General features: G+C 63.5%; 16 protein-coding genes. 4 read left to right on the top strand and 12 right to left on the bottom strand.

The genetic code is table 11. The features are described from left to right. Nucleotides 1–162 precede the first annotated feature (162 nt). Nucleotides 163–873: a DUF4167 domain-containing protein gene (locus tag VWY34_RS15990; RefSeq protein WP_416546175.1), complete on the top strand. Its 711-nt coding sequence runs from the start codon at nt 163–165 to the stop codon at nt 871–873. Nucleotides 874–1,014: 141 nt separating this feature from the next. Here VWY34_RS15990 and rsmA read toward each other — a convergent pair whose 3' ends face one another. From rsmA to lptF, 6 genes are all read right to left on the bottom strand, one after another. Continuing rightward, entirely contained in the window at nt 1,015–1,860 is an 846-nt protein-coding gene (rsmA, locus tag VWY34_RS15985; protein ID WP_340545888.1) for a 16S rRNA (adenine(1518)-N(6)/adenine(1519)-N(6))-dimethyltransferase RsmA, read from the bottom strand. An 85-nt stretch (nt 1,861–1,945) separates the two neighbouring features. Further along, on the bottom strand, nt 1,946–2,950 hold the full coding sequence (gene pdxA, locus VWY34_RS15980; RefSeq protein WP_416546173.1) for a 4-hydroxythreonine-4-phosphate dehydrogenase PdxA: 1,005 nt from the start codon (nt 2,948–2,950) through the stop codon (nt 1,946–1,948). Next, a complete protein-coding gene (locus VWY34_RS15975) occupies nt 2,947–4,215 on the bottom strand; it encodes a peptidylprolyl isomerase (RefSeq protein ID WP_416546171.1) in 1,269 nt (422 codons plus the stop codon). Before VWY34_RS15975 ends, pdxA begins: the two co-directional genes overlap by 4 nt. Next, nucleotides 4,200–6,386 (bottom strand): LPS-assembly protein LptD, encoded by a 2,187-nt coding sequence (locus tag VWY34_RS15970; RefSeq protein WP_416538950.1) that lies wholly within the window; start codon nt 6,384–6,386, stop codon nt 4,200–4,202. Before VWY34_RS15970 ends, VWY34_RS15975 begins: the two co-directional genes overlap by 16 nt. Before the next feature lies 1 nt (nt 6,387). Continuing rightward, complete coding sequence (gene lptG / locus VWY34_RS15965; protein WP_340545884.1) at nt 6,388–7,491, bottom strand: LPS export ABC transporter permease LptG; 1,104 nt, start codon at nt 7,489–7,491, stop codon at nt 6,388–6,390. Further along, nucleotides 7,488–8,639 (bottom strand): LPS export ABC transporter permease LptF, encoded by a 1,152-nt coding sequence (lptF, locus tag VWY34_RS15960; protein ID WP_416534214.1) that lies wholly within the window; start codon nt 8,637–8,639, stop codon nt 7,488–7,490. The genes lptG and lptF overlap by 4 nt, the downstream gene beginning before the upstream one ends. A gap of 226 nt (nt 8,640–8,865) precedes the next feature. Here lptF and VWY34_RS15955 point away from each other — a divergent pair, with 226 nt between their 5' ends. Continuing rightward, nucleotides 8,866–10,341 carry a leucyl aminopeptidase gene (locus tag VWY34_RS15955; protein WP_416546169.1) on the top strand — a complete coding sequence of 492 codons (1,476 nt, stop codon included), beginning with the start codon at nt 8,866–8,868 and terminating at the stop codon, nt 10,339–10,341. A 20-nt stretch (nt 10,342–10,361) separates the two neighbouring features. Then, entirely contained in the window at nt 10,362–10,826 is a 465-nt protein-coding gene (locus tag VWY34_RS15950) for a DNA polymerase III subunit chi (RefSeq protein ID WP_416546167.1), read from the top strand. 33 nt (nt 10,827–10,859) lie between these two features. Here VWY34_RS15950 and VWY34_RS15945 read toward each other — a convergent pair whose 3' ends face one another. The 3 genes from VWY34_RS15945 to VWY34_RS15935 form a co-directional block, all read right to left on the bottom strand. After that, nucleotides 10,860–11,441, bottom strand: a complete 582-nt coding sequence (locus VWY34_RS15945; RefSeq protein ID WP_416542149.1) for a retropepsin-like aspartic protease family protein — start codon at nt 11,439–11,441, stop codon at nt 10,860–10,862. 69 nt (nt 11,442–11,510) lie between these two features. Continuing rightward, nucleotides 11,511–12,134 (bottom strand): MarC family protein, encoded by a 624-nt coding sequence (locus VWY34_RS15940; RefSeq protein WP_340545879.1) that lies wholly within the window; start codon nt 12,132–12,134, stop codon nt 11,511–11,513. Then, nucleotides 12,131–13,984 (bottom strand): ABC-F family ATP-binding cassette domain-containing protein, encoded by a 1,854-nt coding sequence (locus VWY34_RS15935; RefSeq protein WP_340545878.1) that lies wholly within the window; start codon nt 13,982–13,984, stop codon nt 12,131–12,133. Before VWY34_RS15935 ends, VWY34_RS15940 begins: the two co-directional genes overlap by 4 nt. A gap of 256 nt (nt 13,985–14,240) precedes the next feature. Here VWY34_RS15935 and ndk point away from each other — a divergent pair, with 256 nt between their 5' ends. Next, nucleotides 14,241–14,663: a nucleoside-diphosphate kinase gene (ndk, locus tag VWY34_RS15930; protein ID WP_340545877.1), complete on the top strand. Its 423-nt coding sequence runs from the start codon at nt 14,241–14,243 to the stop codon at nt 14,661–14,663. A 116-nt stretch (nt 14,664–14,779) separates the two neighbouring features. Here ndk and VWY34_RS15925 read toward each other — a convergent pair whose 3' ends face one another. The 3 genes from VWY34_RS15925 to VWY34_RS15915 all read right to left on the bottom strand — a co-directional run bounded on the left by VWY34_RS15925 (nt 14,780) and on the right by VWY34_RS15915 (nt 15,860). Continuing rightward, nucleotides 14,780–15,286, bottom strand: a complete 507-nt coding sequence (locus VWY34_RS15925; RefSeq protein WP_340545876.1) for a DUF4112 domain-containing protein — start codon at nt 15,284–15,286, stop codon at nt 14,780–14,782. Further along, nucleotides 15,279–15,449 (bottom strand): YqaE/Pmp3 family membrane protein, encoded by a 171-nt coding sequence (locus VWY34_RS15920; RefSeq protein WP_014874958.1) that lies wholly within the window; start codon nt 15,447–15,449, stop codon nt 15,279–15,281. The genes VWY34_RS15925 and VWY34_RS15920 overlap by 8 nt, the downstream gene beginning before the upstream one ends. A 69-nt stretch (nt 15,450–15,518) precedes the next feature. After that, complete coding sequence (locus VWY34_RS15915; protein ID WP_416534210.1) at nt 15,519–15,860, bottom strand: TfoX/Sxy family protein; 342 nt, start codon at nt 15,858–15,860, stop codon at nt 15,519–15,521. Nucleotides 15,861–15,961: the final 101 nt, after the last annotated feature.

The raw sequence follows: 15,961 nt of genomic DNA, 5'->3' as shown, positions 1-15,961 counted from the left end.
CCCTTGTCTGAAAGGGCGGAACATGATTACTCAAAGAAGTCGCTTTAGGGTGAGGTAAAGAATACCTCCCGGCGACATCAAGCCCAAAATGGTCGATGATCCGGCGCAGAGGCGCGCTGGTATGGATCCACGACAAATACAATCAAGGCTGACGTTAGGCATATGAGATCGTCCAAATCACGTTCGCGTTCCAAGTCGAACCGGAACCGCCCAGCAGGCGCAAATGTTGTCAACCGCGTGTTCGACAGCTCCGGCCCCGAAGGCAAGGTACGCGGAACGCCGCAACAGATCATCGACAAATACAATCAGCTGGCGCGCGATGCCCAGCTGAGTAATGATCGCGTTGCCACCGAGAATTTCCAACAGCATGCTGAGCATTACCTGCGCATGCTGAACGAAGCGCAACGCGAAATTGATGCGCGTCGCGAAGAGCAGGAACGCCAGAACCGCGAGCGTCAGGCTGAGCGGGACCGTGAACGCGCAGAGCGTCTGGAGCGCCAGGAACGCGAGGCGGGCAGCCGCTCCGACGATCCGTCCGCCGCGCCCCAGCCCGACGTGATGGATCCGCGCGATGGCAATGGTGACAGTGGCCTGGTGGAAACACCCGAGAGCCGCGATCAGTCCGCCGCCGACAGCGACGGCGACAGCAAACCGGCAAAGCCAGCAGCGCGCAAACCGCGCAGCCGCAAGCCCAAAGCTGAGGGCGACAAGCCTGACAGTGGCTCGACAGATGAGGCAAACGCGGACGCGCCCAAGGCGGGCGCCGATGCCCCGGCAGCAGATGGGGCCGCGGCACCGGAACGCAAACCAGCACCTCGGCGCAAGCCCAAGCCGAAACCCACGGCTGAAGACGCTCCCGAAGCGGCCGAATAATCCGCAGACCGGCCGTTCGACCGGATCGAAGGATACAGGGATAGATAAAAAGCCCGGTCTCAGCTGAGACCGGGCTTTTCTCTTGTCAGTCACATTGCGGACAGACTGGGATGGATGTCGTTGCCTGTCTGGCGTGGCTGGTCAGGATTCGTTCTTCAGGCTTCGCGCCAGCGCGCAGAAGGCTTCCAGCCCGACCTGTTCCGCCCGCTCGGTTGGTGGAATGCCCACCGCCACAAGGTGATCCTCAATATCGGGGCTCACGCTCTTGAGACTGGCGCGCAGCATCTTGCGGCGCTGGTTGAAGGCGGCGGCCACCACCTTGTTCAGGGTGCCGGCATCTGCCGGATACCGGGGTGCCTCCAGCGCTTTCAGATGCACCACCGCGCTATGGACCTTAGGTGGCGGGCTGAAGGCCTCGGGCGGCAGCGACAGCACGATGCGGGCATCGGCGCGCCACTGCGCCAGCAGCGCCAGTCGTCCATAGGCCTTGCTGCCGGGCTGCGCGACGATCCGTTCGGCGACCTCGCGCTGGAACATCAGCGTCAGGCTCTGCCAGAAGGGCGGCCAGGCCTTTGGTGTCAGCCAGCGCACCAGCAGTTCGGTGCCGACGTTGTAGGGCAGGTTGGCGGCGATACGGATGGGCGGTGTCAGATGGGTGAGCGGGTTCACCTCCAGCGCGTCACCTTCGATGACCTGCAACCGGCCCGGATAGGCCGCGGCCACCTCTGCGAGTGCGGGGATGCAGCGGCTGTCCTTCTCCACCGCCAGCACGCGCCGCGCGCCTTCGGCCAGCAGACCGCGGGTCAGACCGCCGGGACCGGGACCGATTTCCAGCACGTCGCATTCGCTGAGGTCGCCGGCCTGGCGGGCAATTTTTGCCGTCAGGTTCAGATCCAGAAGAAAATTCTGCCCCAGCGATTTGCGCGCCGAGAGCTGGTGGGTCTCGATCACCTCACGCAGGGGAGGAAGGGAGTCGATAGCGCTCATATCATCTGTACCTTGGGACGGGGCGCAGCGGCTGCGCCTTAGATTTTCATGCCTCCGGCGGGGATATTTCCGGCCAGAAGAAGTTTCAAGTGCTGCTGGCCGCGTTTGGGGTCCGACGCTGTGCCATGGATTGCGCCAGCCGCAGCGCCTCGATCAGGCTGGAGGGGTTGGCGATCCCCTGACCGGCGATATCGCAGGCAGTGCCGTGATCCGGCGAGGTGCGGATGAACGGCAGCCCCAGCGTGACATTGACGCCGCGATCGAAATCGAGCGTCTTGATCGGGATCAGCGCCTGATCGTGATACATGCAGATCGCCGCGTCATAACGCGCGCGTGCAGCGGCATGGAACATCGTGTCGGCAGGGTGCGGCCCAGAGAGCGTATAGGCGCCGCCCTGCATATCGGCAATCAGCCCGCGCATCCAATCCAGCTCTTCGTGGCCCATGGCGCCATCTTCACCGGCGTGGGGGTTCAGCCCCGCAACTGCAATCCGGGGGTGGGCCAGGCCAAACTGGTCCCGCAGCCCCTGCGCGGTGATTTCAATCGTGCGGCGCAGGCCGTCGGCCGTCAGCTGCTGCGGGACCTGTGATAGGGGGATATGGATGGTGGCGGGCACCACCCGCAGCTCCGGGCTTGCCAACATCATGACGACATTTGGCGTGCCGCCCAGATGGGCGAGAAACTCGGTATGGCCGGGGTAGGCAAATGCGGCGCCGTCAATCAGCGCCTTCTTGTGGATCGGCGCGGTGCAGAGCGCGCTGGCCTCGCCGGATTGCACCAGCGCGACACCGGCCTCAATGGCGCGGATGACACCGGCGGCATTGTCGGGGTTGAGCTGTCCGGGCACGGTTGGGGCGGCAAAGTCGACCCGCAGCACAGGCATAGCGCTGGCACTGACATCGACGGCCTCAGCGGCATTGTCGATCTCTTGCCAGTCTGTTCCCGTGGGCAGGTGTCGCGGATCGCCCAGCCACAGGAACGGGCAACTGTCGCGCAAGTCCTGCCAGGCTTTGACCGCCAGCTCCGGGCCGATGCCCGCCGGCTCCCCACAGCTGAGCGCGATGGGCAAGGGGCGGGCAGGGCGGCTCATTCTCCGCTGATCCGCGCGTCGGCTTTCAGCTGTTCCAGAAGGCTGTCGGCAAAGGCGCCGAGCCGTTGCTGGGTCAGCGCATTGCCGACGCTTTCGCGGCTGGCTTCGGCGTTCACTTCAGCGGTGCGGCCACAGAGCATCAGCAGCATCAGGGTCTGGCCATTGTTGCGGGTCAGCGCCAGCGAGGTCTCATTAGGGTCGAGCTTGGCAAGTTCAATGGCGATATCCTGCGGGATCTCACCCGGCGCCAGGGTTTCGCGGTCCAGTACAGAGGGATCCTGACCCTTGGCCACACCATAGAGATCATCGCAGCTGTCAACCGCATTGACCACCTTGGTGCCAGCGGCCAGCGCCTCGGGGGTGCGGCCTCCGGGCAGATAGTAGGCCGCGTATTCGATGGCGGCGTAGCTGGGTGCGGCGCCGCTGGTTTCGCGCAGATCACGGAGCTGGAACAGGGCAACCGCGCCATCCAGCGGCAGCGGCGCAGTGACTTCACCGGGGCGCAGCGCCAGGACGACCTGTTGCAGCTGGGGGGGCAGGTTGGTCAGCGGCATCCAGGGCAGCCGTCCGCCGCTTTGCCGGGTGGCCGTGGCCGAATATTGCCGCGCGGCCTGCGAAAACGCGCCGGTGGTGGTGATCCGGCTGACCTGTTGGGCGATATCCTCGACCTGGGCGGCATTCTGCGCGTTGATCGGCATGATCAGCTCGGACAGGAGCACCTCGACACCACCGGAACCGGCAAGCCCCATGGCGCGGTCGATCTCTTCCTCACTGGGGCGGGCCTGTGCCAGATAGCGAGCGGCAACATATTCGCGCCATGCGATGCCCACACGGGTGAAATCGCGCAGGGTTTCAGGTGCAACGCCATTCTGACCCAGCACATTCAGGAATTCCTGCAGGCTGAGATTGGCGCGGCCGGCCAGTTCGGTCATACCTGCGACAATTTCTTCTTCGGTCGGCTCGATCCCGGCCTGGGCCAGAACGTCGAGTTTCAACCGGTCCTCGATAAGGTCTTCGCGGGCTTTTTCCAGCGGATCGCCCGGATCGCGCAGCAGGGTCAGGAACCGGGCGCGCTGTTGCAGCTCGTAATTTGTGACCACTGCGTCATTCACCGTCACCGCCGGGGCAAACAGCCCCTGTGCCAGGGCGGCGGGGGCGGGGGCGAAGATCACCGCCGCTACCAGCGCCACGGCTGTTGCGGTCTGGGTCAGTCGCTGAACGAAGGGGGCCGCATCTTGGGGCCGGAAACTCAGGTGTTTTTGCATGATCGCCTGTACTTCTTGCTGCCGCTGTCCACGGAAAACCCGTTTAACGCGATGGTAAAGCCGAAATCCGTTGTCGGCTCAACACTTGTTGTCGATGTATAGCGCCGGTTGACCGAAAGATCGACCGTCACGCATTCGTTGGAATAGACCAGCCCGAGGCCTGCGCGGGTGGCCCGGGCGTCAGAGATGTCGTAGCGCAGATTGGCGCTGGCGGTCCAGCCGGGGCTGACCTCATAGGCACCGTCGAACCAGAGTTCGGAGACCTCCTCGGCGCGGCCTTCGGCGGGATCGGTGCCCAGCCACATATAGGTGCCGGTCAGGCGGCTGCGGTCGGTCATCCAGTCGCCGCGCACCTCCGCCTTGGAGAAGTTGAGTGAGCCGTTCAACAGGCCCCGCGTGGTGATCGCCAGATCATCGTTCAGCTTCAGCTGCGCGGCCATCAGGAGGTCGGAGGAGGTGCCGCCGAGGCCGGAGCTCTTGGTGAACCGACCATCGTCGCTGTCGCGGAACACCTGCCCGATGGTGGCCGAGGCCTGCCAGCCACTGGGCGAGAACCGCGCCCAGTTCAGCCCGAAAGCCACCGTCACCCCGTCCTCGCGCGCATCGGTGGCCGGAAACCGCGACAGATCCAGCAGGTTGCCCCGGTCGAACTCCACGAAATTGCTTTCGTCGTTGGGGACAGCGGTATCGCCGGTATCAGTCCAGCCGATCTGCAGGATCGGTTCCAGAAACTGCGTGGCGCCGGACTGCTCCCGCCGGGTCATCGGCAGGCGGAAGGTGAGCGCGCTGCGTGGGCTGAAGCGCGAGGTGTTATTGGCAAAGACATCGTCGTCATAGACCGCAAAGGCATCCGCCGCAGCGCCCAGCGACCAGTCCGCCACCAGCCCGTTGGCAAAGCGCCAGCTGCGGTTCCAGTCCACATCAAATGTCGCCCGGCCAATATCGCGGCCGCCCGGATCGGTCAGGTTGCCCCGGATGTCGGAGGTTCGGTTATGACCGTGGGTTTCCAGTGACAGGCGCAGCTCGCCGCCGATCTGCGTCGGGAAAAAACGCCGCTCATAGTAGAGGTTGCCGACGGAGGACGGGATCAGATCCTGATTTTCGCTATCGCGCAGTGTCTTGTAGGAAATCGCGCTGGCGCGGAACAGGCTGTCGCGCTCGACCTTGGTCACCACAACCTCGGAGCGGAGGCGGTCCAGATCACGCAGGCCGTAGTCGACCAGATAGGCATCATCCGACACCGTCTTGAGATCGAACCGCAGCTTGAACGCATTGGGCAGGTCAAAGGTCCCCTCGGCAAAGACATAGCCGCGATCCTCGCCCCGGTAGAGCTCATCCCGGGTATAGGCGCCGTTGATTTCGATCTCGCCACGGCGGAAGGCCTGACGATAGCGCATGTCCAGCGTCCGGGTACGCGACGACAGGTAGGGCGACAGCGTCAGGTCACGATGTGGGCCGATGGTCAGGAAATACGGCAGTTTTACCCCGGTGCCGAGGTTCGAGGTGGTGCGGATCGACGGAATCAGAAATCCATTGGCCCGCTCCAGCGTCGGGTCGGGCAGGCGGATGCCGGGGAAATAGAACACCGGCGTGTCCAAGATCCTCAGCTGGGCGTTCTCCAGATAGAGCTGGCGCTCCTGCTGATCGTGGGTGATCCGTTCGGCTCGGATCTGCCAGAGCGGCGGCCGCCCGTCGGTGCAGACATGGCAGGAGGTGACGGCGGTTTTGTAAAGCTGCGTGTAGCGGCCGCCAACGCGGGTCATCTGCAGGGAGGCCAGTTGCAGCTGCTGCTGAAACACCATGCGCGCGCCGACCAGCAGGCCATTGCGCAGATCCCGGTCCAGCTCGGCAGCATCAGCCAGAATGGTGATGTCGCCGCCTTCGTCGATGCGAATGGGGCCTTCGATCTGCAGGGCGCCTTGGGTCTGATCAAAAGTGATCTTCCGCGCCCGGAGCCTGACATCGCCCTGGAACGCTTCGACATTGCCTTCGGCCACCAGGGTACGATCCGGGGTGATGAACAGCTGGTCTGCCACCAGAATTGCGGGCGTATCAGCCGATTGCGCAGCGGCGCCGGGGCGGGCGCTCTGGGCATGGGCGACATCGCTCAGCGCCAGCTGGCCAACCGCCAGCCAGGGCAGAACCGTCGAGAGTAGCAGGGCGCGGCGCATGTTATCCGTCCTCGGCATGTAAGAGTAACCCCATCGTCAGCAGGATCGCTGCCACCGGCGGTGCCCAGCCGGCCAGCGCCACGGGGATCTGGCCGTTTTCCCCCAGGATCTGGGCGAAATTGCGCAGGAAATAAAGCCCGAACCCCAGCAGCACCGCTGTCAGAACCGCCAGACCGGTGCCGCCAAACCGCGTATGGCGCATGGTAAAGGCGGCGCCAACCAGCGCCATGGCGATCAGGAACAGCGGTCGCGCCAGTTCGACCTGTAACCAGACCTCATAGCGCTTGGTGGAGAACCCGGCCTCGGACAGCTCGCGGATCGTGGCGGGCAGATCGTAGACGGAGATCCCGGTCGCAGTGCCCAGCGTGTCGCGAATCCGCTCCGATGTCAGCGTGGTCGAGAGGCGCAGTGTCGGGTGCCGCTCGGCGTTGGTCTCGGGGTTCACACCCACGATGAGCGGCCAGACCTTGGCCTTGGTCAGCACCCAGTCGCCGCCATCCAGCGTCGCCTGTTCCGCAAGCGTCTGGCGGATCGGGCGGCCTTCGGGGCCGTAAGAGAGGATCGTCACATCATGGAGCGTGATATCGCCGGTATCGCCGCTGTAGCCGGTGGCGTGGATGACCGATTGCCCCAACGCGCCGCCCTGCCGCAGCCACAAGCCCTCACCGGTAAGCGACAGCGCCGCCGGGCCGCCGTTGCGGTAGGTCTCCGCCAGATCGCGGTAGCGGTTGGAGGTCGCCGCCACGATCGGGTTCAATGTGCTGACAGCCAGCACCCCGATCAGCGCCGCCAGCAGCACCGGAGCCGCCAGCGCGCGGATGCCCGAGCGGCCAATGGCGCGGGTCACCACCAGCTCGCTGCTGCGCGCCAGCCCGATGAACAGCACGATGGTGGTGAGGATCATGATCAACGGCAGAAATTCACTCAGCGCCGCAGGGGTATTGAGCAGCGTCAGGCCGAACAGCTGGCCAAGCGACAGGTCCTGCGCCTCAAACCGGCGGATCTGCTCATTCAGGTCGATCAACATCACAAGCGTTAACAGGACGCCGCAAATCACTGCAAACCATTGCAAAAAGCGGCGCGCGTAATACAGGTCCAGTGTCATGTGGCGCGCTCCCTGCGGGTTTGGCGGCTATGGCGCCGCCGCGCCAGCAGCGGTCCCAGCGGCTTGGCCGCCAATTGCAGAAACGCCAGCCCGACCAGCAGCCCGATCAGCGTCGGCAGGTAGATCAGCGGCCAGAAATCGGCGTTGTGCAGCACCGGCTCGGAGACCACGCCGCGTAGCCCCTCGACAAAGATCAGCAGCACAAAGGCAAGAAGCGCCTGCCGCCAGACCCCAAATCGCGAGAAACCGCCCAGCATCAGGGAGGCAAAGCCGATCAGCACCACAGCGACACAGACCAGGGCACGGGCAAACCGCAGGTGCAGCTCTTCGGCCAGCGCGCCGGCACTATAGGGGCCATCGGCGATCAGCTTCGGCATCTCGCGCAGCAACTCAAGGCTGGGGATGGCGCGGATATTGCGGGTCTTTTCTTCAGCTTTGTTGGCAAGGCTACTGATATCATAGGAAAAATCGGAAAAAATGGTGGAAGACAGGCGCTGGGTCTCAGCGTCGATACGCTGTGACATGCCATCAACCATCACCAGATGGGTCCTGTCGTCGTCGCGCACCAGATAGGCCTTGCCGCCGGTATAGGTGACGCTTTCTGCCGGGTTGCGGCGATCGGACAGGAACACGTCATTGAGCGTCCCATCGGGGTCAATCCGACCAATGTAAAAGGTGACGCCGCGCGCCGGATGCAGGAAATCACCCTCGCTCAGCAGCTTGGCCGTCACGTTGCGGGCGACCTCGGATTCGCGCTGCTCCAGCGTCGCGATAGAGGCAGGCAGCAGAACATGGGTAAGGATCGACATCATCAGCGCGGTGATCAGGCCAAAGGCCAGCGCCGGTTTCGCCATCTGCCAGGGGCTGGTGCCGGTGGCCCGCAGAACCGTCAGTTCGCTTTCGCTGTTGAGCCGGTTGGTCACCCAGACCGATGCGGCAAAGGCCGCAACCGGCAGCACCATACGCACCAGATTCGGCAGGGCAAGGGCGGTGAATTCCAGGAAAACCAAGGCCGACTGCCCGTCGCCGATCAGCCGGTCAAACAGCACCACCGCGCGGTTGATCCAGAATACGGCCACCAGAATCAAGGCAAAGAACCCAAAAAACAGCAGGTATTGGGACAGCACATATCTGTCGTATCGTGACACGCGATCCCCCCAGATCCTACTGCCCTTGTTTTGAGGAGACCTTAGAGGATTTGTTGGCCGGGGAAAACTGCATTCTGCGGACGCGCGACAGTCGGCCGGTGGCCGCCCGCTAGCCCGTTCAGCGCATCCTTCGACGGCGGTCAAACCATATCTGGCCCTAGTCATTGTCGCACAGGCAGGCTACCTGTTGGGGATTGAGGAATTGACCCTGACAGGAGCCCCGCACATGCGTCCGCTGACCCCTACACGTTTTGTCGAATTTGATCCCAAGACCCTCTCCGAGATTGAGGGCCGTGTGGTGGTTCAGATCACCCCGGAGGGGACATTGGGGCAGGCAGCGCGCACGGCAAACCGGTTGACCAAAGGGGCGCTGGCACGTCTGGTTGAAGCAAAAGGTTTTGAGAAGGCCAAGGCGGGCGATGTGATTTCGCTGGCCTGGCCCGCTGGCATGAAAGCCGAGGCGCTGGATATTCTGGTCACCCCGCGCAAGATCAGCGCGATCGAGGCGCGCAAGGCCGGCGCCAAGCTGGCCGCGCGCAGCGATGGAAAATCGGTGACGGTGATGGCAGGCTCCATGCCACGCGCTGCGGATCTGGCGCTGGGGATGGCGCTGCGCGACTATCGCTTTGACGATCACAAGACCGGCGACAAGGCCCCCTCCGACGCCGAGGTGGTGATCGCCCATAAATCCCCCGCCGATGTCGAGGCCGCCTATGGCCCGCTGGCAGCCGTGGCCGAAGGTGTCCACATGACCCGCGATCTGGTCAATGAGCCGGCCAATGTGCTGACCACTACCGAATTTGCCAATCGGCTGGCGGAGATGGAAAGCCTCGGACTGAAGGTTGAGGTGCTCGACGAGGACCAGCTGGAAGAGCTGGGCATGCGGACGTTGCTCTGCGTGGGGCAGGGGTCCGACAGCCCGTCGAAAGTGGTGGTGATGCAGTGGAACGGCGGCGAAACCGATGCCGCACCGCTGGCGCTGGTGGGCAAGGGCGTGGTGTTTGACACTGGCGGCATCTCGCTGAAACCGGGCGCGGGCATGGAAGACATGACCATGGATATGGGCGGTGCAGGCGTTGTTGCGGGCACCATGCGGGCGCTGGCCCTGCGCAAGGCGAAAGCCAATGTGGTCGGTCTTGTCGGGCTGGTCGAGAACATGCCGTCTGGCAATGCGACCCGCCCGGGCGATGTCATCAGATCCATGAAGGGCGACACCGTCGAGGTGATCAATACCGACGCCGAGGGGCGCTTGGTTCTCTGCGACGTGATGTGGTACGCGCAGGAGCGCTTCAAACCGGTGGGCATGATCGACCTCGCCACCCTGACTGGCGCCATTATCATCGGCCTTGGCCATGAAAACGCGGGCGTCTTCTCCAATGACGACACCTTCTGCAACCGCTTCCTGAAAGCCGCCGAAGCCGAGGGTGAGGGCGCCTGGCGGATGCCTCTGGGCAAGGCCTATGACGACATGCTGAAATCGCGCATTGCCGACATGAAGAACATCGGTGGACGCCCGGCCGGGTCGATCACCGCCGCGCAGTTCCTGCAACGTTTCGTCAAGGAAGACACCCCCTGGATCCATCTGGATATCGCAGGCGTCGCCTCGGTCAAGACAGACACCGACTACGCCCCCAAAGGCGCGACCGGCTGGGGCGTCATGGCGTTGAACCGGCTGGTGCAGAATATGTTCGAGACGGACTGAGACAGGCAGAGATACAGACCATGGGGGCGGCCTATTTCTACCATCTGACCCGGCGTTCGCTTGAAGAGACGCTGCCGGTCCTCCTCGACAAGGCGCTTGGCGCCGGGTGGCGCATTGTCGTGCGCGGGGTGGACCTGCCGCGGATCACGCAGCTGGACGAACGGCTGTGGCTTGGACCGGAGGAGCAGTTTCTTCCGCATGGTATTCTCGGCGGCCCCCATGATGCGCTTCAGCCCGTTCTGCTCAGCCATGAGACGACGCCGGTGCCCGGTACCAGCTGCCTGATGGCGGTGGATGGCGCCGAGGTCACGGCGGAGGAGGTTGCCGCGCTGGAGCGGGTCTGCATTCTGTTTGACGGCACCAACCCGGACGCGGTGGCCCGCGCACGGGTGCAGTGGAAATCCCTCACCGATGCGGGATGCTCAGCGCAATATTGGTCCGAAGAGAGCGGGCGCTGGGAGAAAAAGGCCGAGAAAACCGCCTAGGTATCAACCCGCGAAAGGGGGGCGGCGCTGGCCTCAGCGCGTCAGGATCAGCGATCCGTTGCGGATCTCGATGCTGGACCAGCGTTGCAGGTAATCCATCCCCAGGAGCGACTGATCCATCTGCCCCTCGTTCACCGAAAGCGTGATGTCGCGGTCGGTGATGCCGCCCAGCGACATGCTCTTGACCGTGGCCAGCGCAGTGCGCACCTCGCCATTGGCGGTGCGCGCCCGTCCCAGATAGGCAAGGCTTTCGGGATCAATGCCAACCCGTCGGGCATCTTCACCGTTCAGCACCACGGCGCTGGCGCCGGTATCGACCAGGAAGCGCACCGGCACCTCGTTGACATCGACGGTCAGATAATAATGCCCGTCGCGCGCACGCGGCACATCCACGCGCCCCTCGTCGCGCATCACCACCTGCTGCGGCTGCACCGTGCTGCGGATGTCCTCCCACAGGCCGTAACCGGCTATCACGCCAAGAAAGATGAACGCCCAGATCGCCAGCTGCTGCACGGTTTTGCCCAGCCCCTGCCGGTTCTGCACAAACACCCAAGAGCCAACCGCGACTAGCAGCAAGACCAGATAGATCAATCGTGGAGTTTCGATGCCGTCCAACCTGTTTCTCCTGCCTTGCGCCGATCTCTCCCCTCAATATGGGGAGGCACCCGGAAAGTTGCGAGAGGCTCAGCCCCCGGCAAATCCAAAGGCCTGCAACCCGTCCAGCACGAATTGCACCGACAGCGCGGCCAGCAGCATCCCCAGCAGCCGTGTCACAACAGTAATGCCGGTCTTGCCCAGCAGCCGTTCAAACAGGCCGGAAAACAGGCACATCAGCAACAGGATGCTCAGCACTGCAAAGACCACCGCCATCACCATGGCAAATCCGGCAAACCCCGGCTGCTGACCGGTCAGCAGGATCACCGTGGCAATTGAGCCCGGCCCGGCAATCAGCGGGATCGCCAGTGGAAAGACCGAGGGATCGTCAAAGTCATCTTCCTCGCTGCGGTCTTCGCGCCGCTTGTTGCGACGTTCAAACAACATGTCGAGCGCGGTCAGGAACAGCAGAACGCCGCCCGCGATGCGAAAGGCGGCCATGGAAATCCCGGCAAACCCCAGCACCGCCTCGCCAAAGGCCGCAAACACCGCCAGCAGCACCGCAGCGGTGATGGTGGAGCGCAGGGCAATCGCCCGCCGCTGCGCTGGCGTCATGCCCTGGGTCAGCGCCAGAAAGATCGGCGTCAATCCAATCGGATCGACAATCACGAACAGCGTCACAAAGGAGGTGATCAGAAAGGCGGTATCGATCATAGCGCTTCTGCCTTTTCCAGTTTTTCAACCGCCTTCAGCCACAGATCCTCTGCCCGGTCCTGCGCCTCCATCACCTCGGCGTATTTGCGCTGCCAGACCAGCGCCTCATCCTTGCGATCTTCGTCATAGAGGGCAGGATCGGCCAGTTTCTTGGCCAGTTTGTCGCGCATTTCGCTGACCTTCTCCAGCCGTGCCTCGCCTTTGCGCACCTCGGCGCGCAGCGCCTGTAGCGCATCGCGCGACGGGCGTTTGGGCTTTTCCGCCTTGGCCTTGGATTTGCCCGCCGGTTTGTCCCGTGTAAGCAGCAGATCGCGGTAGGAGGGCAGATCGCCCTCATAGGGTTTCACCGTGCCGCCGGAGACCAGCCACAGCCGGTCGGCAACAAGGCTGAGCAGGTGCATATCGTGGCTGACCAGAATGACCGCGCCGGAATAGGCGGTCAGCGCCTCCACCAGCGCCTCGCGGCTTTCGATATCCAGGTGGTTGGTCGGCTCGTCGAGGATCAGCAGATGCGGCGCGGGCAGGGTGGCCAACAGCAGCGACAGACGCGCCTTTTGCCCACCAGAGAGGCGCCCGACCTCGGTATCCGCCTGATCCGACCCGAGACCAAAGCCTGCCAGCCTTGCGCGCAGACGGGCCTGGCCCTCATTGGGGCGTTCGCGTTGCAGATGCTGCAACGGGGTTTCGTCAATATGCAGCTCATCGACCTGATGCTGGGCAAAGAAGCCGATCCGCAGCTTGCTGGACTGGGTCATCTTGCCCGTCATTACATCCAGCCGGCCCGACAGCATCTTGGAGAGGGTGGATTTGCCCTCACCGTTTTTGCCCAGAAGCGCAATGCGGTCGTCCTGATCAATGCGCAGGTCCAGCCGACTCAGGATCGTGGTGCCGTCATAGCCCACCGATGCGCCCTCGGTGGCGATGATCGGCGGCGACAGTTCTTCGGGTTCGGGAAAGGTGAAGACTGTGCGCGCGGCGTCTTCGGGCGCGCGGATGGTCTCCATCTTCTCCAGCATCTTGACGCGGCTCTGCGCCTGTTTGGCCTTGCTTGCCTTGGCCTTGAACCGGTCGACAAAGGCCTGCAAATGCGCCCGGCGGGCGTCCTGCTTCTTTGCCTGTGCCGCCTGATTGGCGCGGTTGGCAGCGCGCTGGCGGGCAAACTGATCATAGTTGCCGGAATAAAACGTCAGCCCGAGATCTTCGAGATGCAGGATGCCATTCACTGAGCGGTTCAGCAGCTCGCGGTCGTGGCTGATGATGATCACGGTGTGCGGATACTTGACCAGATAGGCCTCCAGCCACAGCGCGCCTTCCAGGTCCAGATAGTTGGTCGGCTCATCGAGCAGCAGCAGATCGGGCTGCGAAAACAGCACCGCCGCCAGCGCGACCCGCATCCGCCAGCCGCCGGAGAAATCCGAACAGGGGCGCTGCTGCGCCTCATAGTCAAACCCCAGCCCCTTCAGGATCGAGGCGGCGCGGGCTTCGGCGGACCAGGCGTCGATATCGGCAAGGCGGGTCTGGATTTCGGCAATCCGGCCCGGATCCTGGGCGGTCTCGGCCTCCGCCAGCAGCTCGGCGCGCTCGGTATCGGCGGCCAGCACCGTATCGATCAGCGACACACCCGAGGCTGGCGCCTCCTGCGCGACACCGCCAATGCGCGACCGGCTGGGCAGCGAGATGCTGCCGGATTCCAGCGAGAGCTCATTGCGGATGAGGCGGAACAGGGTGGTCTTGCCGGTGCCGTTGCGGCCCACCAATCCGACCTTGTGGCCTGTGGGGATCGTGGCGCTGGCGCCATCGAACAATAGACGGCCTTCGACCGCATAGGAGATATCGCTGATACGTAACATGGCAGCGGTGTGACCCAGTGACCCGGTGCTGTCAATTGGCCTCGGGGCGTCCAATGGGCCAAAGCGTGCCGCGATGCGTCCGAACGGACATATATGTCGCGACTCTGGCCTGCTACTTTGGCCCGCCGATGGCCCGCACGGGGCAGCGGCAGTGCAACAACCCCCTTCCCATGGCGCGCAAGCCATGCTAGGCGGCGCGCGAAGTTTCCGGTCCCGGGAGGTCCATCCCGCGACCCAAATTGCAGGAGTATGCCAAATGGCTCTGGAACGTACCTTTTCGATCATCAAACCCGATGCAACCCGTCGCAACCTGACCGGCAAGATCAACGCGAAATTCGAAGACGCAGGTCTGCGCATCGTCGCGCAGAAGCGCATCCACATGACCAAAGAGCAGGCCGGCGTGTTCTACGCTGTCCACGCTGAGCGTCCCTTCTACGACGAACTCTGCGAATTCATGTCCTCCGAGCCGGTTGTTGTGCAGGTTCTGGAAGGTGAAAACGCCATCGCGAAGAACCGCGAAATCATGGGCGCGACCAACCCCGCAGACGCGGCTCCCGGCACCATCCGCGCCGAATTCGCCGAATCCGTCGGCGAAAACTCCGTTCACGGGTCCGACGCACCGGAAACCGCAGCGGTTGAAATCGCCTATTTCTTCTCCGGTCTGGAGCTGGTCGGCTAAGCCACCGCTGTTTCAGCCTGACCAAAATTGGAAAAGGCCGCTCCGGATCATCCGGCGCGGCCTTTTTCTTGCGGTCACGGGTATCAGATGGTCATGATGCCAGTAAGCGGCAGCGATCAGCCGTGGCGCGGCTCTGCGGCCGGGCGCGCGCGGCCCGCGTGCAGCCGACGCGGTAGATCACGGGCGGCCTTCAGTGTTCTGCGGGTTGGGGCGTTGATATGGTCGAACCCTCTGCGGGCCAGCCGTTTGGCCAGAGGCTCGCCCGCCATCGTCTTTTTTTCGAGATGCCGCCTCAGCAGGGCAACATTGCGCAGGTTGGCCTTCCAGCCGATGTCGAAAATGTCACCGATCAGGGGCACGGTACCGATCAGCGCGTCGATGCCGATGTTGCCGACCATCCGCGCCAGCGTCCCGGATGAGGCCCCCATGCGATAGCCCGAGAGCACGATATACCCCGCAGGCGCCAGCGCCAGCGCGTCGCCGACGCCGGGAACCAGCCCCAGGATACTGTCCCAGCCGATGCGCGTGCCGATCACCGGCAAGCGAAATGCGCGGTCCATCCCATGGGCCAGCCGCTCAAGCGATTGCAGGCGGTCTTCCTGCGGGATCTGCAGGTTAGGCATGCTGCGGCTCCCGCGCAATGACCCAGACGGCATGGACGATACCCGGAATATAGCCAAGCAGGGTCAGCAGGATGTTCAGCCAGAAATGCTTGCCCAGACCGACCTGTAGAAAGACGCCCAGCGGGGGCAGGATGACGGCGGCGATGATGCGGATAAGATCCATGAGAATTCTCCCGGATGTGCGGTTGCTGTTGCGAGGACAACGCGCATCATTCGGCAAATGTTCCCGGATTCAGCGCCGTTCGATCACGCCGATCTCGTCCAGCGCCCGTTCCAGAGCCGAGCGATTGGCATCGAAACTGCCCGCCTTCAGCGCATCGAACCGCTTGCGCAGCGCCGCCTTCTCCGCCCCCTTGCAGTCGTTCCAGGGCCGCCCCTGAAGCGCCATCACCAGAACATAATAGCCGATGAAATGCGGTCTGTTGCCAGCCTCCAGCAGGCGGGTGTAGGCGGCATCGGCCCCCAGGGCGCGCAGCGCCTCGGCCGAGGTGATCCCTGCCTTGCGACAGGCCTCTTCAAAGGCGGGGCCGAGATTGCGGATCGACGACACAGGGGTGGAGGCAGATGCGGACATATCGGGAACATACTCAAGGCATCTCTGCCTGTCACGACCGTATTTTAAGGAAATTTGAAACATTTCTATGATGAATTGTGCCAAGGCCCAACGCTAAGGTT

It is taken from the genome of Phaeobacter sp. JH20_02, from assembly GCF_048056915.1.
In the GTDB taxonomy this organism is placed as follows: Bacteria; Pseudomonadota; Alphaproteobacteria; order Rhodobacterales; family Rhodobacteraceae; genus Phaeobacter; species Phaeobacter bryozoorum.
This window is presented reverse-complemented; position numbering and strand designations above follow the sequence as displayed.

Bases quoted from the DNA above. Each gene is read 5' to 3' on its own strand.
- VWY34_RS15990 (WP_416546175.1), top strand. From the start codon at position 163: ATGAGATCGTCCAAATCACGTTCGCGTTCCAAGTCGAACCGGAACCGC.
- rsmA (WP_340545888.1), bottom strand. From the start codon at position 1,860: ATGAGCGCTATCGACTCCCTTCCTCCCCTGCGTGAGGTGATCGAGACC.
- pdxA (WP_416546173.1), bottom strand. From the start codon at position 2,950: ATGAGCCGCCCTGCCCGCCCCTTGCCCATCGCGCTCAGCTGTGGGGAG.
- VWY34_RS15975 (WP_416546171.1), bottom strand. From the start codon at position 4,215: ATGCAAAAACACCTGAGTTTCCGGCCCCAAGATGCGGCCCCCTTCGTT.
- VWY34_RS15970 (WP_416538950.1), bottom strand. From the start codon at position 6,386: ATGCGCCGCGCCCTGCTACTCTCGACGGTTCTGCCCTGGCTGGCGGTT.
- lptG (WP_340545884.1), bottom strand. From the start codon at position 7,491: ATGACACTGGACCTGTATTACGCGCGCCGCTTTTTGCAATGGTTTGCA.
- VWY34_RS15955 (WP_416546169.1), top strand. From the start codon at position 8,866: ATGCGTCCGCTGACCCCTACACGTTTTGTCGAATTTGATCCCAAGACC.
- VWY34_RS15950 (WP_416546167.1), top strand. From the start codon at position 10,362: ATGGGGGCGGCCTATTTCTACCATCTGACCCGGCGTTCGCTTGAAGAG.
- VWY34_RS15940 (WP_340545879.1), bottom strand. From the start codon at position 12,134: ATGATCGATACCGCCTTTCTGATCACCTCCTTTGTGACGCTGTTCGTG.
- VWY34_RS15935 (WP_340545878.1), bottom strand. From the start codon at position 13,984: ATGTTACGTATCAGCGATATCTCCTATGCGGTCGAAGGCCGTCTATTG.
- ndk (WP_340545877.1), top strand. From the start codon at position 14,241: ATGGCTCTGGAACGTACCTTTTCGATCATCAAACCCGATGCAACCCGT.
- VWY34_RS15925 (WP_340545876.1), bottom strand. From the start codon at position 15,286: ATGCCTAACCTGCAGATCCCGCAGGAAGACCGCCTGCAATCGCTTGAG.
- VWY34_RS15920 (WP_014874958.1), bottom strand. From the start codon at position 15,449: ATGGATCTTATCCGCATCATCGCCGCCGTCATCCTGCCCCCGCTGGGC.
- VWY34_RS15915 (WP_416534210.1), bottom strand. From the start codon at position 15,860: ATGTCCGCATCTGCCTCCACCCCTGTGTCGTCGATCCGCAATCTCGGC.